This window comes from Nostoc sp. (assembly GCF_036917195.1).
In the GTDB taxonomy this organism is placed as follows: domain Bacteria; phylum Cyanobacteriota; class Cyanobacteriia; order Cyanobacteriales; family Nostocaceae; genus Nostoc.
Genome location: NZ_JBALDG010000019.1, coordinates 1 through 24,675 on the forward strand (window position 1 = coordinate 1; position 24,675 = coordinate 24,675).

Sequence of the window (24,675 nt, forward strand, 5' to 3'; positions counted from 1 at the left end):
AACACCAAAATTAGAAAGTAAAAGCTTGTTTTGAAGAAGCAAAAGCTTGTTTTGCTTGTGGAAAACACCAAAATTAGAAAGTAAAAGCTTGTTTTGAAGAAGCAAAAGCTTGTTTTGCTTGTGGAAAACACCAAAATTAGAAAGTAAAAGCTTGTTTTAAAGAAGCAAAAGCTTGTTTTGAAAAAGCATTTCAGTATTTTGAGAAAGCAATCAGGCATTTTGATAAAGAAATTAGGCATTTTCATAAAGAAATCAGCAAAAATACCTGACAATTAAAAATCACAGATGCACAGAACTCAGTCGGCGTTTAGATAACTCAGGTAATCTCCCTGAACCTACTTTGATATAAAGGATTTATAAAGTATAAAAAGCATGGTAAAAATTTAACTCGTATAAAGAGGCTTTTTTAAAGTCTGTCAGCGCAGACTTAATTTTTAGAGTCACAGATTTATTTTCTGAGTGGCAAATTTACTATGCTCTTTTTTTATTCTTCAAGCATGGTAATTTATGTCGCTTAATTTTCAACGAACACGCGATTTACTTTATAACTTCCAATTTAGTATTTTATTTATAGAAGAATTAGGTTGGTCTAAACCTACAAGACAAAAACCTGTAACTTTAAAGATTGATAATAAGACATATCACTACCAGAAAATTGCTGAACTTTCAGGTGTTGCAATCTTTGAAATCACCGCCACAGATGGAAAAATACCAGAAGCTCAAGTTAGAGTTACTATTCATCAAGAAATTACTAAACTCATAAATGAAAATCTCCTAATTTTTATTACCGAAGAACGCACACGTAGTCTTTGGTATTGGGTTAAACGAGAAGGAAGTAAAAGCTACGTTCGTGACCATTTATATGTGAAAGGTCAACCAGGAGACTTATTTTTAAGCAAGCTTGGTTCTTTAGTTATTGATATTACTGAATTAGAACATGGGGAACCGACGGTTGTTGAAATTGCCTATAAGCTACAACACGGGTTTGATGTTGAGCCAGTAACTAAGAAGTTTTACAAGGAATTTCAAGAGCAACACCAGAAGTTTTTGCAGTTTGTTCAAGGAATTGATAATGAGACAGATAGACGTTGGTACACATCAGTCATTCTGAATCGCCTGATGTTTGTTTATTTTCTCCAACGTAAAGGTTTTATTGATAATGAGGATTTAAACTATCTGCAAAATAAGCTTGAACAAAGCCAGCAAAAAGGTGAAAATTATTTTTATGCTGAATTTCTTAAGGCTTTATTTTTTGAAAGCTTTGCTAAACCTGAGTTTGAACGCGATTTATCTGTACAGGAATTGGTAGGAAAGGTTAAATACCTGAATGGTGGACTATTTCTCAAGCATCATATTGAAGAGAAATATTATATTTCTATAGTAGATGAGGCGTTTGAGCAAGTTCTAGATTTATTTGGGCGTTATTCTTGGAATCTGGATGATACGCCGGAAGGAAAAGATGACGAAATTAACCCTGATGTTTTGGGTTATATTTTTGAGAAATATATTAATCAAAAAGCTTTTGGGGCGTATTATACTAGACCACAGATTACAGAATATCTTTGTGACAGAACTATCCACAAGTTAATTGTAGACCGCGTAAATGATGCGCTATCTGATAAGGATAAGCGATTTGAGGATATCAACGAACTTCTTATCAAGCTGGATGCAAATGTTTGTCGTCTACTAATGGAAGATATTCTTCCTAATTTATCAATCCTTGACCCAGCTTGCGGTTCCGGTGCTTTTCTTGTCGCGGCGATGAAGACGCTCATCCAAGTTTACAGTGCAGTGTTTGGGACAATTAAATTGATGGGTGATGGTACTCTCAAAAAGAACCTTGAAGATATAGAAAATTCTCATCCATCACTACCTTATTTTATCAAAAAGCGTATTGTTTCTGATAACCTTTATGGTATAGACATCATGGAGGAAGGAACGGAAATTGCTAAACTGCGCCTTTTCTTAGCTTTGGTTTCTTCTGCTCACGATGTAGAAGAGTTAGAGCCATTACCTAATATTGATTTTAATATTATGGCTGGTAATTCGTTAATTGGTTTAATTCGGGTAGATGAAACAGCGTTTGATGCAGTCGGAAATTCTTTACAAGGAAATCTATTACAGTCTTTAGCCGCAGATAGTTATAAGAAAATTCTCGAAGAAAAGAATAAATCTCTTGATTTGTACAAAAAACACGCTTTTTTACCTAAAGCATTACCTGATACAGATACACCTCAAGACACTCGATTGATACACCTTCGCAAAAATATTGAACAACTAAACAAAAAATCGCAAGAAAAGTTAAATCTTTTGCTGTTGGATGAGTTTAGTAAGCGTTTAGGTATCAAATATGAGGAAGTTCAGTTAACTGGAAAATCACAGAAGCGGGTTTTGAAGGTTGAGGATATTGCAGCTTTGAAGCCGTTTCACTGGGGTTATCATTTTGACAAGGTTTTAGAACACGGTGGTTTTGATGCAATTATCACTAATCCACCGTGGGAAATATTTAAGCCACAAGCTAAAGAGTTCTTTGCACAACATAATGAACTTGTAACGAAGAACAAAATGGATATCAAGGATTTTGAGAAAGAACAGAGTAAACTTTTACAAAATCCAATAATTGCAAGTACTTGGTTAGACTATCAAAGTCAATATCCTTATGTCAGCGCTTATTATCGTTCATCAGAACAGTATAAAAATCAGATTTCTGTAGTAAATGGTAAAAAAGCAGGTACAGATATTAATCTCTATAAGCTATTTACAGAACAATGTTTTAATCTTCTGCGTTCAGGCGGTGAGTGCGGAATTGTAATTCCTAGTGGGATTTACACAGATTTAGGGACTAAGCAATTACGGGAGATGTTGTTTAGTCAAACTAAAGTTACTGGTTTATTCTGTCTTGAGAATCGTAAGACAATTTTTGAAGAGGTTGATAGCCGTTTTAAGTTTGTTGTCCTTACTTTTGCAAAAGGTAGTACAACAACAGAATTTCCATCAGCTTTTATGCGTCATGATGTGCATGAACTTCAAAGGTTTCCTAGTGATGATAGCTTGCAGATTAACGTTAATATGGTGCGTCAACTATCACCAGATTCTTTATCTGTAATGGAGTTTAAGAATGAGGTAGATATCCGCATTTCTGAAAAAATGCTTCACTTCCCTTTGCTGGGTGAAAAAATTGAGGGTAAGTGGAATTTTGTACTTACTCGTGAATTCGACAGGGGTAATGATAATAACCTTTTTCAACTACAAAAAACAGCAGAGACATCACCACTTTTTGTAGGAAAAATGTTTCATCAGTTTAATCTTACAGAAGAACCACCACCATACTGGATTAATGAGTCAGTTGGTAGAGCAATATTACTTGGTAATAATAAAGATAATAATCAAGTCCTTGACTATCAGCGCTATCGTTGGGTACATCGTCGTATAGCACGTAACACAGATTCAAGAACTCTAATTACTACAATTGCTCCTCGTAAAGTATTTTGTGATAATAATAGTACAACTATAGATTTAAATAAATCTGGAATTTCTAATATTGAAATGATTTTTCTTTGTGCAGTATGTAATGCATTTATATTGGATTGGCTTTTACGTCAAAAAGTAACTACCACTCTCAATATGTTTTACATATACCAACTACCCGTCCCACGTTTAACAAAAAACGATCGTTACTTCAACGATATTGTACAACGCGCTGCCAAACTCATCTGCACCACACCAGAATTTGACGAACTCGCGCAAGAAGTCGGTCTAGGTTCCCATCAACAAGGCGTTACCGACGAAACAGAACGCGCCAAACTCCGCGCCGAACTCGATGGAATGGTAGCACACCTTTACGGCTTAACTGAAGATGAATTTAGCTATATCCTCACAACATTTCCGATTGTTAATGCAACCGTTAAAGAAGCAGCATTAGAAGCTTACCGTACCTTTGCCCCAATGTTTGGAAAATTAAAAAAGTTAGCATTAATTTAGTAAGGTAAGAGTGATAAACTCAAATTGATATCTACTGCACCTTGAAATTTGCAGTAAAACAAACAAAATAAAGCAATGGAACATGAAATCGTAAAAACCATTGCTGCCTTTTTGAATACTAATGGCGCAAGCATAAAGATTTTTAACCATATTAGCTGATTGGTAGGACGGGTAAAGGCTAATATTGAATTAAAGCCAATCCAGCCTTGTCATCAAGATTTTCTCCGCAATTTGCAGATTTGCACCAACTTTGTTGTACCAATTTTGATATTTAGAGGACTATGGGGATTGCTAATAGCACATCACTGTTAAAGGCATAATTATTAGGTCGCCATCAGATATGGAAATGATGCAAACAGGGGCACAAATAGCAACAGATCGTAACATTCTGGATTAAGCTACTGTGTATTCAAATCGCATACAGTGAAGTAGCAAAGATCCTCGCTAGCACTGATTTTTCTAATAAGGAGAAATAACTGTGAAATTTGGTTACACGCTCATCTGGGTAGACGATGTAGTTAAAACCGTTGAGTTTTACGAAAAAGCATTTAGTCTGGTTCGTCGCACTCTCCAGGATAAGGGGCAATCTATCTGGGCTGAAATTGAAACCGGAAACACTACATTGGCTTTCTCCTCCAGTAGCGAAGCAGAGAAATTATTTCCTGGCGGCTTCCATCCCAACGACGCCACACAACCACCGACATTAATCCAGATATCATTTATCACACCTGATGTTGGCAGCGCTTATATGAGAGCAATCGGGGCAGGCGCAAAAACACTAGATGCCCCTAAAACCCAGCCTGGGGGACAAACTATTGCTCGTGTCCGCGATCCTAATGGCGTGCTGGTGTCGTTGGTGAGTGGCTAGGTAGCAAATTGCCTTGGACGCGATTAATTGGGCTGATGTTGACGTAGCCCGTCGTAGACATCGCGATCGCTTAGGCGAAAATCAACACCTAATTTTCTTACTTTGGCTGGTTGGATAGTTAAACTGGGAATTTTGTAGGTAAAAGTAAGCTCTTCGACCAGTTAAGTACAATAAGGTATGTCAAAAATTTTTGAGTTAACAGGACAGCAAAAAGCTCTGATTGCTGACTATCGAATGAAGTGGTATTCAATGGCAATCTCAACTCAGCCAGTTGATAAAGCAAGAGCTTTTTCTGCAATCGAGGCAGTTTACAAGAAAATATCAAACGCAGAAATACCTGACATATACTATTTTGAAAGTCCGCGTAGTGTGGCTAACCTCAGCTTTATGAGCCATATTTATCCGACTGCAAACTTATCCAACCAACGTAAGCTAAACAACATTATTAAAAAAGTTAAAAATAAATTAATCAAACATGGATTTCTCCGTGGTTCTTTTCATCGAGATATTGTTTTTCCGCTGATTGAAATTGTTGGACAGCAGTTTAATATTGAGTTATGGAACATTTTGCATCAGCAATTCACGTTTTGGTCACCGCTCTATAGTCTGATACTTGGAAGCCTACGCGATAGTGAAAAATCATCTTTAATCTGGAAATCTGGTAAACCCAATCAGCAAAAGGAAATAGAGCGACTTTGGTCGTATTTGGCAACAGGTTTAGTCTCACCAGATGCGGAGTGTAGTATTTGTGGATTGTTGGACTTCTGCACCTCTGAGCTAGGATGCTTTATAGAGGAAAACTTATGGAACACACTAAGAACATACGTTTTTGAGTGCGGTTGGACATTCTTTTTTGAAGATTTCTGTTTCACTTGTCAACGTCCACATAAAGTGCTGCTTGATGAGCAAAATCGACCTCATGCAGAGAATGAATCAGCCATAGAATTTTTAGATGGTTTTAGCGTATTTGCCAAGAATGGTAGGCTGGCTCTCGACTGCAACTAGTCTAATAATCTGCTTGTACCTGATGGAACGTGATTTGTCAGTTAAAGTAAATGGGGTTTATAGACCGTTAGGGAAATTAGGAATTATGAATTTTGTTTTGCATCATTCATAATTCATTTATTTTCTCAACACCCCAATCTCAAACCTAAAATTTTATGGATTCAAATCCTTTGCTGTGTGCAGCGATCGCAAATCACATTACCACCAGTCGCCAGCAGCGAATTACTTTTGCCCAATTCATGGAGATGGTATTATACCACCCTGAACACGGCTACTATTCCAGTGATGCAGTCAAAATTGGCTTTGAGGGTGGTGATTTTTTCACCTCTGGTAACCTCTGTGCTGACTTTGGCGAGTTACTAGCAGAACAATTTTTCCAGATGTGGGAGATTCTAGGAAAACCTGTACCGTTTTCTCTGGTAGAAATGGGAGCAGGTCAAGGACTGCTAGCATTGCATATCCTCAAATATCATCAGCTACGCTATCCAGATTTTTTTACTGCACTGGAATACATCATTATTGAAAAGTCCCCAACTTTAAGACAAGAACAGCAGCAACGCTTGCAAGATTTGCCCGTGCGTTGGTGCAATTTAGAGGATATACCATCTGAGGCGATCGCAGGCTGCTTTTTTTCTAATGAGTTAGTAGATGCGTTCCCCGTCCATCAATTCATCCTAGAAACGGGAGAACTCCGAGAAATTTATGTGACAACAGACAAGAATGAGAAAGAAATCAATGCCCCATACCCATCATTTGTGGAAGTAACAGGAGAACTTTCAACGCCCCAACTGGCTGAATATTTAGACTTAGTGGAAATCGACTTTAGCCAAAGTGCATACCCAGATGATTACCGTAGTGAAATTAATTTAGCTGCTCTAGACTGGTTGAGTATAGTAGCAGACCGCTTGCAGCGCGGCTATGTGTTAACAATTGATTATGGCTACCCCGCCAGTCGTTACTATAATCCCAGGCGATCGCAAGGAACGCTACAGTGTTATTATCATCATCGTTTCCATGACAACCCCTATATTAATATTGGGCGACAAGATATCACTGCCCATGTTGACTTTACTGCTTTGGAACGCTGGGGCCAGAAGTGCAATTTAAAGAATGTTGGTTTTATCCAGCAAGGATTATTTTTAATGGCGTTGGGGTTAGGCGAACGCATTGCTGCCCTTTCTGATCAACAGCAACCCCTCTCACAGTTACTACAGCGCCGGGACGCACTACACCAACTTATAGATCCCACAGGACTGGGCGGCTTTGGAGTCCTAGTTCAGAGCAAAGGTCTAGACAAGACAGAAATTTCTCAACCACTAAAAGGATTGACCTTGCCACAGTAAACGTAAAGAAAGAAAAGTTAAAACTCTATTTAAGAATGCATTGTCAGTCTGATTTAGACTAGCATAACAGTGATTACTGTAAAGTTAAACACACTCCCAAAGTAATAATTATGTCCACTCATGACCTGCTAATGCTAGCAACACTACTTACCCCTGGCATTTTACTTTCAGTGATAATTATGGTGACTTTTGCCGCTGGTGGTTGATTGCCAGAGTTAGAGAATAGTGATTGGGGAGTAGCAAACTGGGATTTGGGATTGTATCTTAAGTCTCAAGTAACTACTTCCCAACTAATTTGAATCAAACAATGCAAATGCGATCTCCACGATGGGCTGTGACGCTGTATTAAAGGAACGTGAAAAATGAAGGTGGCATTTCTGGGAACTGGACTGATGGGACTACCAATGGCTCAAAGGTTATTAGCCGCAGATATACAGCTAGTTGCCTACAATCGTACCCCAGAAAAATTAGCGCCACTACAAGCAGCTGGGGCTGAAATTGTTACACATCCCCGCCACGCCATTCGTGCTGCTGAGTGCATAATCCTGATGCTTACTAATGCCCCAGCGATTTATAATGTGCTGCTTTCTGACACTGCTTGGCAAACTCTGGAAGGGCGCACTATCATCCAAATGGGAACAATTACTCCCACAGAAAGCCAGGAAATTAGAGATGCAGTTGTTGCGGGTGGTGGTGAATATTTAGAAGCACCCGTATTAGGGAGTATCCCGGAAGCAAAAGCTGGCAAGTTGAGTATTATGGTAGGGGCAGAGGCAGAACAATATCAACACCATTTAAAGTTACTCCAAAATTTTGGGACAGAACCTTTACTTATAGGCCCTGTGGGATCTGCGGCGGCGCTCAAATTGGCACTAAATCAACTAATAGCTTCCCTAACAACTAGCTTTGCTCTGAGTCTAGCTTTTGTCCAGCGTCAGGGTGTCGATGTGGATGTGTTTATGCAAATATTGCGCGACAGTTCACTCTACGCACCTACTTTTGACAAAAAGCTACAACGGATGTTGGATGGCAATTATGCTGATCCGAATTTCCCCACAAAACACTTGCTCAAAGATACAGAATTGTTTATCTCTGAAGCGAAATCTCAGAGTTTGGATCTCAGCAGTATTAAAGGTGTGCGGCAAATCTTGCAAACAGCCGTGAAAATGTCATTTGCTGATGATGATTGCTCATCACTATTTTCTGTAATTAAGGAATGGGGAGAAGCGATCGGGGAATAAATTTTCGTAGGGTAGCATAGCTAGCTATGCTACCTTAACCCGTGATTTATATACTTTAGGATTTACGCAAAATATCTCTCAAACTCTCATTTCTCCGTGACCTCTGCGCCTCTGTGGTTCGATTTTTCTTACCTGTGCGTAAGTCCTGTACTTGAAAAAGTTGTAAGTTGAGACACATTGAAAGAAGTTTCTCCCTATACCCCAGCATCCCTGATATGTACTTTGAAAATGCTGAATTAAAAGGTTTTAACTGAATCGTTAATAAAGATATTACTGCCCATTAGTAGTAGTTGATGGAGGAAATGGTAGAGACTCAGGCTGAGGCTGAGGCTGAGGTGACGGTTGAGGATTGAGAAATTCCTGCCAAGTCTTAATTTGCTCTTGCGCTGCACTGTAAGCAGCACTACCACGGGGAATCGATTTGGCAATCTCAATGCCTTTGGCAATATCAGACTGACCTTGAGAGCGTGCTATTTCTAACAATTGCTGACTCCACTGGTCAATAGCCAGATTTGCATCCATCCGTAAGATGCTATTGTTTGAAACCCGATCCGCCAGCCGTATAGCTTCAACCAAGGCTTCTGGCGTACCAGCCGCCCCCACTTCCTGGGCTTTTCTCCAATTTTCTCTGGTGCGGATTTGCCCTTCCCAGTCATTTATCGCAGCTTGTGCTTCCCCAGAAAGTGCCCTTCCTGACGAGGCAATTTGTTGAGCGGCGCTAATGGCGGCAGTGAGATTTCCACTCTGAGCCAGTTCTTGTGCTTGATCCAAGTAGGGTTGGTCTTGAATTCGCTGAATCTTTCCTACCCAAGTACGAATTTTTTTCTGTGCTTCTGGATATAATGCACGACCTCTACGAATTTCGCTGGCTTGGGCGATCGCAGCTTGCAAGGAGTTGATATCGTCAAATACTGCTATCTGGTCGGCACGTTCTAAGTAAGGTTGGTCTTCAATTGTCTCAATTTGGGCACTCCAGCGACCTATTTCTTGCCTAGCTTCTGTGGCGCGGGGGTTACTATTAGGGATCAGCTGCACTTGGGCGATCGCTGCTGTTAAATTAGGGACTGTTCCCTGGCTAGCTAATATTCTCGCTTTGTCTAGATGGGCAACATCTTCAATTTCCAACTGCCAACGAGCAATCAGTTGCTGTGCTTCGTTATACACTGGTCTGGAAGGATCAATTTGTTGTGCTTGGGCGATCGCAGCCTCTAAACCAGAAACATTACCGATCCAAGCACTCCTTTTCGCGTCAGCCAAGGCAATAAAGTCATCTGTTTCGCCCTGTAGTTTCGCACTCTCTGGAATTTGTCTAGCAATATTCAATGCTTCATCCGCATCCCGCTTGTCTAGTTTTGCCTGTGCCAACTCCAGCATTTTGCGTCCAAATGCCGGAATCGCTTCCTGAGCTTTTTGGTAAATGTAACTTTCCTGCCCAATCGACTCAGCTATTTTGATAGCTTCTAGTAAATTATCGACTACTTTACTAGAAGCTAAGTTTTCAGCTTTTCCTAACTTATCGCCATCTTCCCGCGCTGTGGCAATCAGGCGATTCAATTGGTCGTATTTAGTAGTTGCCCAATATTGATTATCTACGCGCAGCATTTTGGCGGACAGCATGAATGCCGATTGCCAGCGTCGTTCTCGGACTTCGGCGATCGCACCGTTGTATGTGGCTTCTGCTTTTGACCAAATTGACTGCCATTTGCCAATTTGCTCATCGACTAATTTATAAGCTGCTACATCTTCAGGTATTTTTTCAGCAGTAGCGATCGCTTCCTCTAAATTCCCTGTTTGGAAACTTTGATCAGCTAGCTTCAAAATATCCTGCGACCATTCTTGGATGAAACGATCAATTTCTCCATGCAACGGGTGATTTTGTGGTAGTTGCTTCACCAGAGCGATCGCTTGCAGTAGGTCATTCACTGTCTGTTTAGAAGCCGCCAACTGAGCGCAGTGTATCCGCACAGAAGCACTAGCTAGGGGCCAGAAAATCGATGGGCAATTAGGGGCAGATGGCAACTTCAGCAGCATTGCCATTGCCAAGAACCCTACACCGCCAGTAATTAACATTAGCAGTACTGGCCACCACACCCAGCTTTTCATCCAGCGTGGCCATTTCCCAGGACTTCTACTGAGTTGGGCAGTCTTTCCCCGCTTCACTGACTTGGAGCTAGAATCAGTAGCTGGGACATCAAATGGTTGAGTTTCACCGAATTGTTCTGTTCGGGATAATCTTGTGTTTTGATCTGGCTCTCTTGCTTTGCCTGTTGACCAACTGTCTGGAATATCCCGCTCTGTCATCTCTCACACCAAAATAATTGAATAGCGCTCTGTTTTAGGTCGATAATTCCATTGTTGCCATAGTAACTTTCTCGTGATTAAAAAGCTACTTTTTGATTATTTCTCTCCACAGAATACCATCAACAACCTGCAAAATTAGTGCTGTTTTATACTTTATCCTGAAACAGTAGATTCAGCTTGCAAATCGGCAATTAGTTGAGCTAACTGATCGCTACTTGCCTGGTAAACGTTGCCGCAAAAGTCGCAAGTTGCTTCAGCACCATTATCTTTAATAATCATATCTTGCAGTTCGGCTTCTCCCAAAATTTTCAGTGCCCCCAAAACGCGATCAAAAGAACAACCACAGTGGAAGCGCAGCATTTGTCTTTCAGGAAAGATTGCCAGCCCCATATCTCCTAGCAGGTCGCTGAAGATTTCAGTCAAAGTCTTCCCAGCTTGCAACAATGGTGTAAATCCTGCTAGACTAGCTACCCGTGATTCCAAGGTTTTTACTAAGGCTTCGTCTCTGGCGGCTTTTGGTAACACTTGTAGTAGTAATCCTCCAGCAGCCGTTACTCCACTTGCTCCCACGAAGACACCTAAAACTAAAGCTGAAGGTGTTTGTTCGGAATTCACCAGATAATGAGCCACATCATCGCCAATTTCGCCAGAAACTAGTTCTACAGTACTAGAGTAAGGGTAACCATAACCGATATCCCGCACAACGTAGAGGTAGCCGCCACCCACCGCACCACCAACGTCTAGCTTACCTTTGGCATTAGGAGGTAATTCCACAGATGGATTCCCCACATACCCGCGTACTGTTCCATCTAAACGTGCATCTACCAATATGCCACCCAAAGGCCCATCGCCCTTCACCCGAACATTCACCCTCGACCCAGTTCGCTTCATGCTAGAAGCCATCAACAAGCCAGCCGCCATAGTCCGACCCAGTGCTGCCGTTGCCACATAGGAAAGCTTGTGGCGCCCCCGTGCTTCTTCTGTTAAACGTGTGGTAACCACACCTACAGCACGAATGCCACCTTCGGCTGCTGTTGCACGAATTAACTGATCCGCCATGAAAAACCTTACATTTCTTAACAGTTCACTTTTTCTATTCTAAGTTCTCTGCTGGTAGAAAAGTGACACCATAATAACTAGTGATTGTATTTGCAATATTAGAAATAGCGATGTCTCACCTTTAGGTAATCCTATAAAAATGCTGGGTAATTTTCAACAAAGCCAACTGCGGATCGAAATAGAAGCACCAACAGATGCAATTCGTGACAGTCTGCTGCATCCGGTGCAACTAGAAAAATGGTTCTTAGGGCAACGCTTTGCGCCAGGAATGCCAGAAGAACTGCTTCCCGGATTCCAGTTTACTACCTGGACTGGGCCAGTCTCGATTCATCATCAAGTAGACGTTGTAAAATCCAACTGTCTCCGTTTGCTACTGAGTGGAGGCATTGACGGGTTTCACGAATGGTACTGGGGAGAAGGTTGGGTACAATCCCGCTTAGAAGGAATTTCAATTTTGCCCTTGAATTTGGGTCAAACCCTGAGTTTGTTAAGCTTGCGTCAGTTTTTGGCAACTCAAGGGCGTTGAATTGACTGGACGTGAAGGGATTGGGCATGGGGCACTTGTACTGAGCATCTCGACTTGCTTCTCTTCGAGAGGCTGCGCCAACGACTGTGTTCAGCACAAGTCGCTCAATGGAGCCGATGTCGAAGTATTGGGCAATTCAATTTTGGATAATGGAATTGATGATTTTAGATTAAATTAGGACTTACGCATTGACAGAAAAATCAAAATAGGGGGTATGGTTTTCAACGCTTAGAGCTTGGTTTTTTGTTTCCTGTCAAGCGATCGCAACCAAGAAAGGATAATTTATAAAAGCCTGAAACAACCTCTAAAACGTTAAGAACACAACCTAGCCTTTTTGTACAGTGTGTAAGTTCTATAAATTTCAATTCTTTAATCCAAAATCGTTCGACTGAGCGTAGCCAAAGTCTAAAATCTAAGATTCTTACTCCCCAGTCCCCAATTCCCAGTTTTCTCAAGTGCAATTGTAGAGCAGTTTATGAACCAGAAATAATACCTACAATAATTTTTATAAGCACCGATAAATCTTCTGGAACTTGATAGCGTTTTTGGTCTTGAGTCACCTGACGATTCGCACGATGATAAAGTCCAAAACGCCAGTCTTCACCAGTCGTAACGGCTCCATATAGAAGTTCAGATGTGGATTTAGTCCATTGGTCAAGTGCTATTAATTCAATAGCGAGTTGAGTAAATCCTCTAACTAAATCTGATTGTTTGGCTTCGATGACTAATAAATTTTGAGGTGCTGCAATATAGTAGTCGAGAGTCCCTTTCAGATAGTCGTTGACAGCAATAGAATATTCTATATTGAGTTTCTGATTAGTTAAATTGCATACTTCAAACAAAATTGGACCAATTAAAGCTTCCCGTCTAGTAGTTTCATTAACTAAATCAATATGAGAGAAATTACGCCGAAGTTGCTGCTGTAAAAATTGGATGTCTAAAATTTCTGATGATTCAGGTAATGTGAGATTTTTCCTTTCAATAGTGCAATTTAATTCGGCTAAAATATCATCAATCGTGAAAGGCAATTCAAAATATCGGCTGAAAGTATAAGATTCACCAACTTGGAGAATGCGGCGGGAACTCATAAAAAACCTTAGCCAAATTTATCCTCCTATTTTATCCAAACTTGGTCAACTCACATCTTCCACCAGACTAAAGTACCTAATGACTGGAAGTCGCGGCTAAATAAATGTCAGTTCGATAAACCTCTCCCTGCCTTGAACTTTCGTTCAAGTCTGTCCCTCTCCGATTCAGAGAGGGACAGTTTTACGTAGTAAGCTAAAAAACATCTAATTATCCTCTTAAAGGTTTCAATATTTCAGTTAATTAGGCGGTTATTACATGAGTAGTTTAACTCACGTTAAATAAGCGTAGGCAAAGCCTTACCCCAGGTTATTCCGCCTGCGCGGACTAGAGAAAAATTCTTGGGCAATGCGTTCTTGAGCGATCGCCACATTAGCATCGCTGGGATTGAGTCCCGGTTTAGCGCGTTATAGTCTAGTAACAGCAGCTTTGAAAGCTTGTTCTTTTTCCTTAATTTGGAGAATAGCGATCGCCCCCGTATTTCCCAGCTGCTGATATCAGTTTATTTCCTCCCTAGCTAAGAGGATTTTCCTTGTCTGTGTCTATGCCTATTCTCAATCAGCCTACAAATCTGTCAGCAGCCTTGCTTTTCTCAAAATAAATGTCAGAACAGTCTCTTCTTTAGAAATAATGTCGGCTGTAACTTCCATACCAGGTTGAATGGCATAAGATTGATTGCCCTTGATCAGATAAAATCTATCGGGCTGGATTGTGATCTCGTAGTAAGGTGCAGCAGGAATATTACTATTCGATTGAGGTATAATCGCATCGGCGGTAATACCTCTAACAGCACCATTGAGTATGCCATAATCGGGGTACGGATAGGCAGAAAGCCGCATTTGGACTTTCCCTTGGGTACATTTTGTGACTTGTACAACTTTACATACTTTTACCTTGGTAATATCAGAAGCGGCAACACGGGCTTTGATCACCAGAGGAGCACTACTAGGGGCAATTTGAGCGATCACATCTCCAGCCTTCACAACTTGCCCAGTATTTCTTAATTCCAGTCTCAGAATAGTACCTGCCTCTGAGGTTCGAATTACAGTTTTTTGCAGTTCCGTGAAGACTCGTTTAAGTTCTTGTTGAGCGTTGCTAATTTGGTTTTGGATTTCTATTTGACGCCTGATGATTTCTTGTCTGTCTTTGTTCAATGCCGCCAGGGTAGATTTACCCTTTGTCAATTCTTGGGCAATGCGTTCTTGGGCGATCGCCACAGTCGCATCACTGGGATTGAGTCCAATTTTGCTACGTTCCAATCTAGCAAGTGCAGCTTTAAAAGCTTGTTCTTTTTCCCTAATTTCGGCATCAGGGATCGCTCCAGTGTTAGCTAGCCCCTTATATCGGTTCAGTTGATCCTTAGCTAACGCCACAGAGGCTTCTGCTTCGTCCACTTCTGTCTGACTTGTAATTCCCCTGTCTCGATAGTCTCGTTGGTTACGACTCAAGTCTGCTTTTGCAGATGTGACCGCCTGTTGCATTGCATTGGACTCAGCAGTGACTTGAGTTTCTAAGGCTTTTAGTTGTCCATTGATCTGCGATCGCTGTAACTGATTTTGCTGGATATTTCCGAGTATTTCGTCTTTTCTACTTTCTAATTGGAAGTTATCGATCACTGCGATCGCATCTCCCTTTTTTACAACCTGATTTTCCTTCACCTTGATGCTTCTAATTGTTCCCTCCGCTGATGCTTGCACTACCCGTATTTCTCCAGTTGGGCGGACAGTAGCATCAGCTTTCACTATTATGTTGTATTTAAAGACACTAGCAAGGCTGAAGGCAGCACCAATACTTCCAATTAAAAATATCCCTCCCAACCTTGTCCATATGCTGATTGGCGGAAGATATTCATCGTTTTCGACTAGGCGGATAAAGTCTGGTTGGGGGTCAATAAACATGGATGCTAAAAAACATTTTGGTTGTGTAAATAATCTAGCAAAAAAATTTACCTAGCCTTAGCGTGACGACCAAAATTTAGGGATATCCAAAAAATAAAAGCTTTCTTCCGTTTCAATCATATTTTTGGCAAAATTCCTATAATTTTGGCGTTTTTCCGCTGGAGGGCGAAAGCAACGGCTTTTACTTTTATTACTGATAAGTGCCTTACTTGTATATTGTTAGTATGTAAATACAAGGTTTCTATACAGTTAAGTCTAAATAATAATTAGCGCATTTTAGTTAGAACACCAAATCTTTATAAATTCTATCTAAAAATTTATCATTTCTTTATTTATTGATGAACAAGGTATACTAAATACAGCTTTTTGAAAGCTTTTTTCCCATTAATCAATAATTAAGCAACCTGAAGCGTATCTCTATTAAAAAAATTTATATTTATTCCAATTAGCTATGTATAGAATAATTTAATAAAAAGTATTTTTACATAAAAATACTTATTCAAAGGTGTAGAATTCCAATTTTTTAATTTTATAATTTTATTTAAGTATAGCTAGTATAAAATTATTGAATATCTACTTTATTAAATCTTTAATCTAGGATTTTCCGTAGTTTTCTAAGTATTGCTACGTAACATACTTAACTTATATTGTTTATGGAAAGATTAAGTTTTTACAGCGCTATATTATGAACACATATATGATATTTACGTTATTTACGTCTGCGATTTTTTGATGGATAATTAAAAACTTTTTTTAATTATCTATATATGTATCAAAATGTCTATGTAGTATTTTTGTGAAGAGGTGTAATAGATATTTATTACAAAATTAGTCGCTTGACCTTTTGAGCAAGAGTCGTATAAGATACTTTTAACGACACGAAACAGTAACTAAATATACTTTTCCCGTTTATATTTGTTACTTTGAAGTGACGTTAATCCCAACAATCAAGCGAGAAGTTAAGATTATGGAAAGCATGTTGTTCACTACATTAACGGCCCAAGAAGAAGCGAGTTTATCTGGTGGTAATTGGGTAAAGAAGTATGAGAAGCCCAAAAAACCCGCTCCCAAACCCCCCGTTAAGCCCGACGATAAGAAGCCATTAGTGAAGATCGACATCGATGTTAAGCTTAATGTTATTAACCAACAAATAATACAGGTGGGTAAGGGTAACGTTGCAGTACAAGAAGCCGCGATCTCCTAAATACTCGAGTTTAGTAAAAGGGAAAGAATAAACGTAAAGACACGATTAACCGGGTCTTTACTTAGATAAACTGTCTTAAATAAACTAACCTGATCCAACAGGGTAGTTTGCTTTCCGGCAAGCCATTAGCTTTGTTGATGATCGCAGTTATTCCGACATTACGTTTATTCTTACCACATACTTTTGTTAAACAAAGTTAACAAAGTCTATCAACGGTTGCCAGTAGGCAACTGTTGATATGCTTTGTTAAAAACAATGATCATTTTGATTAGTCAAGTAGGGGAAACAAACGCTACTAGTTGAGAAATTAACCATATCCATGTTTAATCACTCTCGGCAGAGTAAAATCTAAAATACTTTTATATTCAGAGTTTTGCTTATTTGGCTTCTTTTCAGAGTTTCGCTTATTTGGCTTCTTTTCAAAGTTTCGCTCAATATTAGCATCTTAGGTTAACTATAAATTATGAAAAATATTCAAATCTCCCCAATGTTTATGTCCCTGACTGAAACTGAAGAAGCAAGTTTGTGTGGTGGTGAAACCCAGCTGGTTTTTAAGAAAGTTTATCATAAGGTTATTACAGTTAAGGGATCAGCTGGGAAACCAGTAGTAAACAAACAAACAGTTAAATCAACATCAACTACAAAAGTTGTGAAAACTACCAATAAAGGAGAAATTACAAAGGGAAAACTATCTGACTTCGTATCCTCCTTCCTACTACATTTTGATTGGTTTTAATTAGTTTAGTAGTGATAGTAAAACCAATCTGTTGGTCAAATTTTTAACTACGCAGGGACGAAACCCTGCTATTTTTTTTTGAGTTTTTTCACGATGTTATTGGGTATTGGAGTATAAAATGAAATACCAAGTTGTTACACAACATAGTGAAGAAGATTGTGGAGCTGCTTGTCTTGCTTCGGTTGCAAAACATTATCGGCGTAATTTTACACTAAATCGCATCCGGGAAGCGGTAGGCACCGGGCAACTTGGAACAACATTGTTGGGATTGAGGCGGGGAGCCGAGGCACTTGGTTTCAATGCGCGTTCGGTCAGGGCATCAAAAGAAATATTAGACCGAATGAACCAAGCACCACTGCCAGCAATTATTCACTGGAAAGGCTACCACTGGGTTGTTTTGTATGGTCAGAAAGGCAAGAAATATATAATTGCCGACCCAGCCTATAACATCCGTTATGTCTCTAGAAAAGAATTAACGGAGGCTTGGTCAGATCAAGTAATGCTTTTACTAGAGCCAGATTCGGTTCGCTTTTATGCTCAACCGGATGATAAAATCAAGGGTCTTTGGCGCTTTATGCAGCGTGCATTGCCTTATGGAGACATAATATTCGAGGCTTTTCTCTGCTCTGTAGTTATCGGTCTGCTTTCATTAACGTCTCCTTTCCTGCTTCAAATTCTAACGGATGATGTACTAGTTCGAGGTGATACCAAGCTTCTTGGTGGTGTGATTATTGCGGTTGTGGTAATGAATTTGGTGTCAAGTAGTCTGCAACTAGTTCAATCTAACCTGATTGCCCATTTTGCTCAACGGATTGAGTTAGGGCTAGTTCTGGAATTTGCTAGGAAAATTCTGCGGTTACCTCTGGCTTACTATGAATCACGTCGCAGTGGTGAGATTGTTAGCAGATTGCAAGATATTGAACAAATTAATCAGCTAATTTCTCAAACAGTTATCAGTCTGCCTACCCAATTGTTTATCGGAACGATTTCTTTGGGTTTCATGGTGTTCTATAGCTGGAAACTCACCTTGCTTGCCTTTGTTATTGCGATTGTCATGAGTTCATCTACGGTTGTCTTCCTACCCACACTTCAACAAAAAATCAGAAGTATATTGGTTTTAGACGCAGAAAACCAGGGCATTCTCGTTGAAAGCTTTAAAGGCGCACTGACACTCAAAACTACTACTGCTGGTCCTCAATTTTGGGAAGAATTTCAGAATAGATTTGGTCGGTTAGCAAACAATACATTTAGCACAATTCAGATTGGAATTATTAACAATATCTTTTCTGGGTTAGTTTATGCTATTGGCAGCGTTAGTTTGATTGGTTTCGGCAGCATCCTAGTTATTAGTAAGGAACTCAGCATTGGTCAACTGCTGGCATTTAACGGGATGAATGGGAATTTTTTGGCATTCATCGGTGCTGTGCTTGGATTTATAGATGAATTCATGCGTGCCAAAACTGCCACCGAACGCTTAACAGAAGTTATCGATTCCACATCTGAAACTCAAAGCGATACTAACAAACCCTTTGCTAAAATTCCTAGTAATGCAAATATTATTTGCACAAATCTAAACTTTCACTACGCTGGCAGGCTAGAGCTACTGGAAGATTTTTCCCTTTTGATTCCTGGCGGTAAAGTTGTTGCCCTCATTGGTACATCCGGCTGTGGAAAAAGTTCTCTCGCTAAACTGATTGCTGGATTATATACACCTAATTCTGGCAACATTCGCATTGGGATTTATAATCTGCAAGACCTAGCCCTTGATTGTTTGCGGCAACAAGTTGTTCTCGTTCCTCAAGATGCTCATTTTTGGAGTCGCTCAATTATTGAAAACTTCCGCTTAGGTTCTCCTCACCTCACCTTCGAGCAAATTGTCGCCGCTTGCCAAATTGCTGAGGCAGACGATTTTATTAGTAAACTACCTGAAAAATATCAAACTGTATTAGGTGAATTTGGGTCAAATATTTCTGGGGGACAACGGCAAAGACTAGCTCTAGCAAGAGCCATCGTTAACGATCCACCAATCCTGATTTTAGATGAATCAACTGCTGGACTCGATCCAGTTAGTGAAGCTCAAGTTTTAGATCAACTGTTGTTGCAGCGCCAAGGTAAAACCACGATCCTGATTAGCCATCGTCCTAGAGTAATCAACCGTGCTGATTGGATCGTGCTACTAAATCAAGGCAAGTTACAAATTCAGGGGACTGTGGAAGATTTGCGATCGCAACCCGGCGACCATTTATATTTTCTCAACCCCTAAATTATTTTTAATCTTCGGCATATAGCACTTGCTCAACTGTTAATTCTAACTTTGGAAAAATCTGAGACTTAATGCGATCAGTCCAAAAAACTCTACTGGTTCGTATAGTTCTTCAATCAATGTGAAGACAGTCACTTTGTTGGTTAATGGATCGACAATCCAATATTCTGGAATATTTAGAACGTTATACTCAACTCGCTTAGCTCGATAGTCTCCGGTCTTTGTTGATTTACTGACGACTTCTACCAGCAACAAAGGAGGTAATTCGTTGAGTTCAATAACTGCTTCTCGGTTTCTTAACTCCCGCCACTAAGGCAATGGAATCACAACGACATCTGGAATTCTCGATGTATCCCATCTGCCAGCATGGGGAGAACGAACACCGATAACCATTTGTTTAGAAGTCCAATCCAACTTTAGCCGGAGAATTTCTGCTCGAAAGCAAACATTAATAAATTCTGTTATCGCTCCATGTTGTCCACTTCTTAGATTCATGGGAATTAGTTCTGGATTCACCAATTCGTAGCGGGTATCAGTGCCATCATCATATTTCAGGTATTCTTCAAAGGTTAGTTTTAGGGTAGTTATAGTCATTGCTTCCCTTTGCAAATTTTTACCTTGGCTTTACCACCAACACTGAACAATTAGCCTCTTCCACAACTTGACTGCTAACAGAACCTTGGACAATTCGCTTCATCCCAATCAACCCACGACTGCCAATTATAATCAAGTCAGTTTTGTGAATATTGGCAAGGCGAATAATCTCTTCGGCAGGATCACCAGTTACCAGTTCTAACTCACAAATGACTGATAACTTTTCCTGATACGATTGCAATTGTTTTTCAATATGAAAATAAGAAAATGTTGGGGACTCTGGCTGAGGACGATCAGCGGGTAGTTCCATCTCTGACTCTGGCGTGGGAAACACATGACACAGAATAACCTTAGCATCTTTTGACAACGCCAAATTATCTAAAGTCTGAATTACTCGTTCTGCAATTTCCGAACCGTCCAGAGCTACCAAAATATTCTTTAGCACCGCTCTCGTCTCCTAAAAAGTAGACCCCTTACATAAGTATCTAGCAAAACTTGTTGCCAGTTACACTAAATTAATTTTCCATCTGCCTACTTAGTTTATATATTTGAGGCTGTGTCATAGGTCGGTTTAACCCACTTTAACGTTAGTGCATTGTAGCAACTAGCGTAGAGAATATTTTCGCCAGTTCTTTGGGAGGGTAACCCTCCTCTAAACTGCTCACTGGCTTACTATGCAGGTAACTCCTTCTTTAATAAGCCACTAGATTAGGTGGGCAATGCTCAACTTATAGACGCCCGCCAAAAGGCTTAAAGTAAGGTAGCAAGTGGCGTGCGTAGACGCAAAGCGGTAAGCCAAGGGGATCTCCACGCTACTTTATGGCAGTTGCTTCAAGTCGGGAAACCCGCCCAACGCACTGCCTCCTTTATGCCGGGGAACCCGTCCACCGCAGTAGCTGCCCATGAGCGACTGGCGCACCTGGAGGGCTTGTCATCAGACATTGCTGTCCAAACTTTTATTTGGAACCTATCGAGTGACTTTTGCCAACAGGATTAGGAAAAAATTAACCATTCCTAATCACTATTCTTGCTGAATTCGGCGTCGGACTGAATCAGCATGGGAAGGTAAGCCCTCTGCCGTTGCTAGCACATCAATGGCACTAGCCACATTTTGCAGCGCGGCTTGGGAGTATTGAATAATACTGGAGTGTTTCAGGAAAGTTTCAACCCCTAATGCTGAGGCATAGCGGGCAGCGCCAGAAGTTGGCAAGGTGTGGTTAGGGCCTGCCAAATAGTCTCCTACAGCTTCTGGTGTGGAGTAACCTAAAAAGATTGCTCCAGCGTGGCGAATCTGTGGTAATAGTGCCCAAGGGTCTTTAACTTCTAATTCTAGATGTTCGGGGGCAAATTCATTTGAGAGTTCTGCTGCTGCTTGGAGCGATTCCACAAGAATAATCAACCCATAATGAGCGATCGCTTTTTCTGTGTCTATTCGCCGTGGGTGATCCACTAGCTGTCTTTCCAAGGCTAATTGCACGTTTTTTGCCAAAGCAGCATCTGTGGTCAGCAAAATTGCTGCCGCCATTGGATCGTGTTCAGCTTGGGCCAGCAAGTCAGCAGCTACATGCACCGGATTTGCCGTTTCATCGGCAATTACCAGCACTTCGCTAGGACCTGCCAAAGAATCAATGCCGACGATGCCGTAGACAAGTTTTTTCGCTAAGGTGACATAAATGTTACCAGGCCCAGTAATTACATTCACTTTCGGAATCGTTTCTGTGCCATAGGCTAAAGCAGCGATCGCTTGTGCGCCTCCAATACGATAAATTTCTTGTACTCCTGCTTCTTGGGCAGCTACCAAGACTGCTGGGTTAATAGCACCCCTTGAACCTGGTGGTGTTACCATCACCACGTGGGGTACAGCAGCAACATGAGCCGGAATTGCATTCATCAGCACTGTACTGGGATAGGCGGCGCGACCACCAGGCACATACAACCCAGCTCGGTCTACGGGGGTGTAGCGTTTGCCCAGCACTATTTCATCCTCGCCGAAGTGTACCCAGCTTTTGGGTACTCGCTGACGATGAAACGCTTCAATTTGGCGGTAAGCTAGCCGAATTGCATCAAGCAACTCCTTTGACACCTGCTGATAGGCTGCATCTAGTTCTGAGCCTGTAACTCGGAGTTCTTCTGCTTTCAGGGTTTGTTTGTCGAATTCGGCTGTGTAATGCAATACAGCTTTGTCGCCTTGGCGCTTCACTGCTTGCAAAACTTCCCGCACCGTTGCTTCTTTGTGAAGCACCTGTTCGTCATGAGTGCGATCGCAGATCCGTTGTAGTTCTGCTCTGACGTCTGCCTGCTGAGTAATGATTCGCAGCATGGAGTAAGGACAATGCCAAAATTATAATATTGCCACCTGAGATTTAGTATTGCTCTTGACCCACTGGGGTGTGCAAGCTGACTCTAATTCTCTTCTCTAGCTTAACCTGGATTTTTTTGATACTCTCAAGGCTGCCAGCACTTGGTTTGCTTGAGAAGGCGATTCTATTGCTCAGTCCGACAAACCTTCCCAGGCTTGCGGCAGGGAGCAGGCGTGCCATTTCCCGTTACCTTTATGTCCTTCCCCTCACTCCTTGCGGAGTGCAGGTGGTGTGTTTGCACATCTAAGCCCCGGATTTACAGGGGGTAGGGTCTGAGTATAATTTTTACTTATTTTCCTAACTTTTTAGTAGTTAACCTGTGTACAGACACCATATGTCGGTTCTATACTTGGAAATCCCTGGAATTTAGCTCTTTACAATTGTTTGCCTTTAATAATACATCCACTTTATGGACAGATTATTATATTTCTTGGCAATCACATTGCTTAACCAGGTTGTGGTAAGTTCGGGTGGCTATTTAATTTTATGTACCTCATTTTAACGCATTTCCTAAATTGACGACACACTGAATTGCGGACTGGCGAAGAATAACTATTGATTATTCATCCATGCCCCATGCCCAATACCATAATTTTTTTAGGAAATTATGGTATTGGGCAATTTGGATGTTATATTAGTAAATCTAGTAGTATGTGTACATAAATAATAGTATTTTTGGAATTGACTGTGGCGAATACAAAGTCTGCTCTCAAGCGTGCCGAAATCGCAGAACGTAACCGACTGCGTAATAAAGCTTACAAATCAGCAGTAAAGACACTGATGAAGAAATACTTTAGTGCTGTAGCTGCCTATACAGCTAATCCTACCCCAGAATTAAAACAAGAAGCACAGGATCGGTTATCAGAGGCTTACGGTAAAATCGATAAAGCGATCAAACGGGGTGTCCTTCACCCTAACAATGGGGCTAGGAAAAAGTCAAGATTGGCTCACAGATTAAAACCCCTCACACAAATAGTTGAGTAGTCATTGGTCATTTGTCCTTAGTCATTGGTCAGAAAACAAAGAGACAAGTCTGAGCGTCGGCTGACGAGAATAGCGCCGCCTGTTCTCTACCAGAGGCGGCGCGAATGAATCCGCGAGCATATGGCTTTGGCATCTCGAAGGGTACAGAACTTCTCTTACAAATGACCAAGGACAAACAACAAAGGACAAAGAATGCAACTGATAGACACGCACGTTCATCTCAACTTTGATAGTTTCCAGCCCGATTTAGCAACAGTGCGATCACGGTGGCAAGAAGCAGGTGTAGTGCGTTTAGTACATTCCTGTGTTCACCCTGAGGAGTTTTTTAGTATTCAATCCATAGCCCAAGAGTTTCCCGAAATTAGCTTTGCCGTGGGATTACATCCTTTAGATGCTGATAAATGGAATAACGAGACAGCCGAAAAAATCAAAACTTTAGCAAGTTCTGACTCGAATGTGGTAGCAATTGGGGAAATGGGGCTGGATTTTTACAAAGCTGATAACTATGAGGATCAGCTCATGGTGTTTGAGTCGCAGTTAGCGATCGCATCGGAACTCAACTTACCAGTGATTATCCACTGCCGTGACGCTGCGGCCCAAACCAGAGAAGTGCTACAAAAGTGGCAGAAACTTAAGAAAGAAAAAGTGCGGGGCGTCATGCATTGCTGGGGAGGAACGCCAGAAGAAACTCAATGGTTTCTAGATTTAGGCTTTTACATCAGCTTTAGCGGAACGGTAACGTTCAAAAACGCCAAAGCGATCCAATCCTCAGCTGCGATGGTGAGTAGCGATCGCCTACTGATTGAAACAGACTGCCCATTTCTCGCCCCAGTTCCCAAACGGGGCGAGAGGCGCAATGAGCCTGCCTACGTGCTTTATGTAGCCGAGCAAGTAGCTAAACTGCGTCAGGAAACAGTAGAGGCGATCGCCCATCAAACCACCCAGAATGCGTGTGAATTATTCGGTCTGTCAATATAAAGTGGGCTTTAATCTCTTTTATTCAGTTGTGCTAAAAAAAATAAAACTCTAGGGGGACAAAAATATGATAATATTATTGCCTCAAAAACATTTTGCTTGCGCCATAATGATAAAGGAAGGAAGCTAAAATTTCTGATCCTAATTTTCCGTGCTGTTATCGGCTTGGCCATGCTCCAAATCTCTACAAGCGGATGCTCTCCACACATGACTAACCGTGCCAACCCAGGTTGAGCTATTTTGCACAACAT

General features: G+C 40.9%; 18 protein-coding genes and 1 pseudogene. 12 read left to right on the forward strand and 7 right to left on the reverse strand.

The window, feature by feature from the left end:
* Positions 1-507 precede the first annotated feature (507 nt).
* The 5 genes from V7K40_RS05785 to V7K40_RS05805 all read left to right on the forward strand — a co-directional run bounded on the left by V7K40_RS05785 (position 508) and on the right by V7K40_RS05805 (position 8,438).
* Entirely contained in the window at positions 508-3,981 is a 3,474-nt protein-coding gene (locus V7K40_RS05785) for a DNA methyltransferase (RefSeq protein WP_334957557.1), read from the forward strand.
* Between the two features lie 478 nt (positions 3,982-4,459).
* On the forward strand, positions 4,460-4,849 hold the full coding sequence (locus V7K40_RS05790; RefSeq protein WP_334957559.1) for a VOC family protein: 390 nt from the start codon (positions 4,460-4,462) through the stop codon (positions 4,847-4,849).
* A 177-nt stretch (positions 4,850-5,026) separates the two neighbouring features.
* Positions 5,027-5,854 carry a hypothetical protein gene (locus V7K40_RS05795; RefSeq protein WP_334957561.1) on the forward strand — a complete coding sequence of 276 codons (828 nt, stop codon included), beginning with the start codon at positions 5,027-5,029 and terminating at the stop codon, positions 5,852-5,854.
* A gap of 155 nt (positions 5,855-6,009) precedes the next feature.
* Positions 6,010-7,197, forward strand: coding sequence for a class I SAM-dependent methyltransferase (locus V7K40_RS05800; protein WP_334957563.1), 1,188 nt, complete (start codon positions 6,010-6,012; stop codon positions 7,195-7,197).
* A gap of 362 nt (positions 7,198-7,559) precedes the next feature.
* Positions 7,560-8,438 carry an NAD(P)-dependent oxidoreductase gene (locus V7K40_RS05805; RefSeq protein WP_334957565.1) on the forward strand — a complete coding sequence of 293 codons (879 nt, stop codon included), beginning with the start codon at positions 7,560-7,562 and terminating at the stop codon, positions 8,436-8,438.
* A gap of 270 nt (positions 8,439-8,708) precedes the next feature.
* On the opposite strand, the gene V7K40_RS05810 is transcribed toward V7K40_RS05805, so the two are convergent.
* Positions 8,709-10,739, reverse strand: a complete 2,031-nt coding sequence (locus V7K40_RS05810) for a chromosome segregation ATPase (RefSeq protein ID WP_334957567.1) — start codon at positions 10,737-10,739, stop codon at positions 8,709-8,711.
* A gap of 153 nt (positions 10,740-10,892) precedes the next feature.
* Positions 10,893-11,798, reverse strand: coding sequence for an Hsp33 family molecular chaperone HslO (hslO, locus tag V7K40_RS05815; RefSeq protein WP_334957569.1), 906 nt, complete (start codon positions 11,796-11,798; stop codon positions 10,893-10,895).
* Positions 11,799-11,937: 139 nt separating this feature from the next.
* On the opposite strand from hslO, the gene V7K40_RS05820 reads away from it, so the two are divergent.
* Positions 11,938-12,324, forward strand: coding sequence for a hypothetical protein (locus V7K40_RS05820; protein WP_334957574.1), 387 nt, complete (start codon positions 11,938-11,940; stop codon positions 12,322-12,324).
* A gap of 473 nt (positions 12,325-12,797) precedes the next feature.
* On the opposite strand, the gene V7K40_RS05825 is transcribed toward V7K40_RS05820, so the two are convergent.
* Positions 12,798-13,412, reverse strand: coding sequence for a hypothetical protein (locus V7K40_RS05825; RefSeq protein ID WP_334957576.1), 615 nt, complete (start codon positions 13,410-13,412; stop codon positions 12,798-12,800).
* A gap of 561 nt (positions 13,413-13,973) precedes the next feature.
* Positions 13,974-15,308, reverse strand: coding sequence for an HlyD family efflux transporter periplasmic adaptor subunit (locus V7K40_RS05830; protein WP_334957579.1), 1,335 nt, complete (start codon positions 15,306-15,308; stop codon positions 13,974-13,976).
* 967 nt (positions 15,309-16,275) lie between these two features.
* Here V7K40_RS05830 and V7K40_RS05835 point away from each other — a divergent pair.
* The 3 genes from V7K40_RS05835 (at position 16,276) to V7K40_RS05845 (ending at position 19,511) form a co-directional block, all read left to right on the forward strand.
* Positions 16,276-16,512: a hypothetical protein gene (locus V7K40_RS05835; protein WP_334957581.1), complete on the forward strand. Its 237-nt coding sequence runs from the start codon at positions 16,276-16,278 to the stop codon at positions 16,510-16,512.
* A gap of 463 nt (positions 16,513-16,975) precedes the next feature.
* Positions 16,976-17,248 (forward strand): hypothetical protein, encoded by a 273-nt coding sequence (locus V7K40_RS05840; protein WP_334957583.1) that lies wholly within the window; start codon positions 16,976-16,978, stop codon positions 17,246-17,248.
* A gap of 118 nt (positions 17,249-17,366) precedes the next feature.
* A complete protein-coding gene (locus V7K40_RS05845; protein WP_334957585.1) occupies positions 17,367-19,511 on the forward strand; it encodes a peptidase domain-containing ABC transporter in 2,145 nt (714 codons plus the stop codon).
* Between the two features lie 45 nt (positions 19,512-19,556).
* Here the strand turns inward: V7K40_RS05845 and V7K40_RS05850 are convergent.
* Both V7K40_RS05850 and V7K40_RS05855 read right to left on the reverse strand, forming a co-directional pair.
* Positions 19,557-20,105: pseudogene (locus V7K40_RS05850) on the reverse strand (Uma2 family endonuclease).
* Positions 20,106-20,124: 19 nt separating this feature from the next.
* Entirely contained in the window at positions 20,125-20,550 is a 426-nt protein-coding gene (locus V7K40_RS05855) for a universal stress protein (protein ID WP_334957587.1), read from the reverse strand.
* Between the two features lie 327 nt (positions 20,551-20,877).
* Here V7K40_RS05855 and V7K40_RS05860 point away from each other — a divergent pair, with 327 nt between their 5' ends.
* A complete protein-coding gene (locus V7K40_RS05860) occupies positions 20,878-21,102 on the forward strand; it encodes a hypothetical protein (protein WP_334957589.1) in 225 nt (74 codons plus the stop codon).
* A gap of 24 nt (positions 21,103-21,126) precedes the next feature.
* Here V7K40_RS05860 and hisD read toward each other — a convergent pair whose 3' ends face one another.
* Positions 21,127-22,425: a histidinol dehydrogenase gene (gene hisD, locus V7K40_RS05865; protein WP_334957591.1), complete on the reverse strand. Its 1,299-nt coding sequence runs from the start codon at positions 22,423-22,425 to the stop codon at positions 21,127-21,129.
* A 727-nt stretch (positions 22,426-23,152) separates the two neighbouring features.
* Here hisD and rpsT point away from each other — a divergent pair.
* Both rpsT and V7K40_RS05875 read left to right on the forward strand, forming a co-directional pair.
* Positions 23,153-23,449 (forward strand): 30S ribosomal protein S20, encoded by a 297-nt coding sequence (gene rpsT, locus V7K40_RS05870; protein ID WP_334957593.1) that lies wholly within the window; start codon positions 23,153-23,155, stop codon positions 23,447-23,449.
* A gap of 192 nt (positions 23,450-23,641) precedes the next feature.
* Positions 23,642-24,427, forward strand: a complete 786-nt coding sequence (locus V7K40_RS05875) for a TatD family hydrolase (protein WP_334957595.1) — start codon at positions 23,642-23,644, stop codon at positions 24,425-24,427.
* Positions 24,428-24,675: the final 248 nt, after the last annotated feature.

Excerpts from the sequence above, each read along its gene's own strand:
- V7K40_RS05785 (WP_334957557.1), top strand. The coding sequence starts at position 508 with ATGTCGCTTAATTTTCAACGAACACGCGATTTACTTTATAACTTCCAA.
- hisD (WP_334957591.1), bottom strand. The coding sequence starts at position 22,425 with ATGCTGCGAATCATTACTCAGCAGGCAGACGTCAGAGCAGAACTACAA.
- V7K40_RS05875 (WP_334957595.1), top strand. The coding sequence starts at position 23,642 with ATGCAACTGATAGACACGCACGTTCATCTCAACTTTGATAGTTTCCAG.
- V7K40_RS05830 (WP_334957579.1), bottom strand. The coding sequence starts at position 15,308 with ATGTTTATTGACCCCCAACCAGACTTTATCCGCCTAGTCGAAAACGAT.
- V7K40_RS05810 (WP_334957567.1), bottom strand. The coding sequence starts at position 10,739 with ATGACAGAGCGGGATATTCCAGACAGTTGGTCAACAGGCAAAGCAAGA.
- V7K40_RS05825 (WP_334957576.1), bottom strand. The coding sequence starts at position 13,412 with ATGAGTTCCCGCCGCATTCTCCAAGTTGGTGAATCTTATACTTTCAGC.
- V7K40_RS05835 (WP_334957581.1), top strand. The coding sequence starts at position 16,276 with ATGGAAAGCATGTTGTTCACTACATTAACGGCCCAAGAAGAAGCGAGT.
- V7K40_RS05805 (WP_334957565.1), top strand. The coding sequence starts at position 7,560 with ATGAAGGTGGCATTTCTGGGAACTGGACTGATGGGACTACCAATGGCT.
- V7K40_RS05820 (WP_334957574.1), top strand. The coding sequence starts at position 11,938 with ATGCTGGGTAATTTTCAACAAAGCCAACTGCGGATCGAAATAGAAGCA.
- V7K40_RS05845 (WP_334957585.1), top strand. The coding sequence starts at position 17,367 with ATGAAATACCAAGTTGTTACACAACATAGTGAAGAAGATTGTGGAGCT.
- V7K40_RS05800 (WP_334957563.1), top strand. The coding sequence starts at position 6,010 with ATGGATTCAAATCCTTTGCTGTGTGCAGCGATCGCAAATCACATTACC.
- V7K40_RS05795 (WP_334957561.1), top strand. The coding sequence starts at position 5,027 with ATGTCAAAAATTTTTGAGTTAACAGGACAGCAAAAAGCTCTGATTGCT.
- hslO (WP_334957569.1), bottom strand. The coding sequence starts at position 11,798 with ATGGCGGATCAGTTAATTCGTGCAACAGCAGCCGAAGGTGGCATTCGT.
- V7K40_RS05840 (WP_334957583.1), top strand. The coding sequence starts at position 16,976 with ATGAAAAATATTCAAATCTCCCCAATGTTTATGTCCCTGACTGAAACT.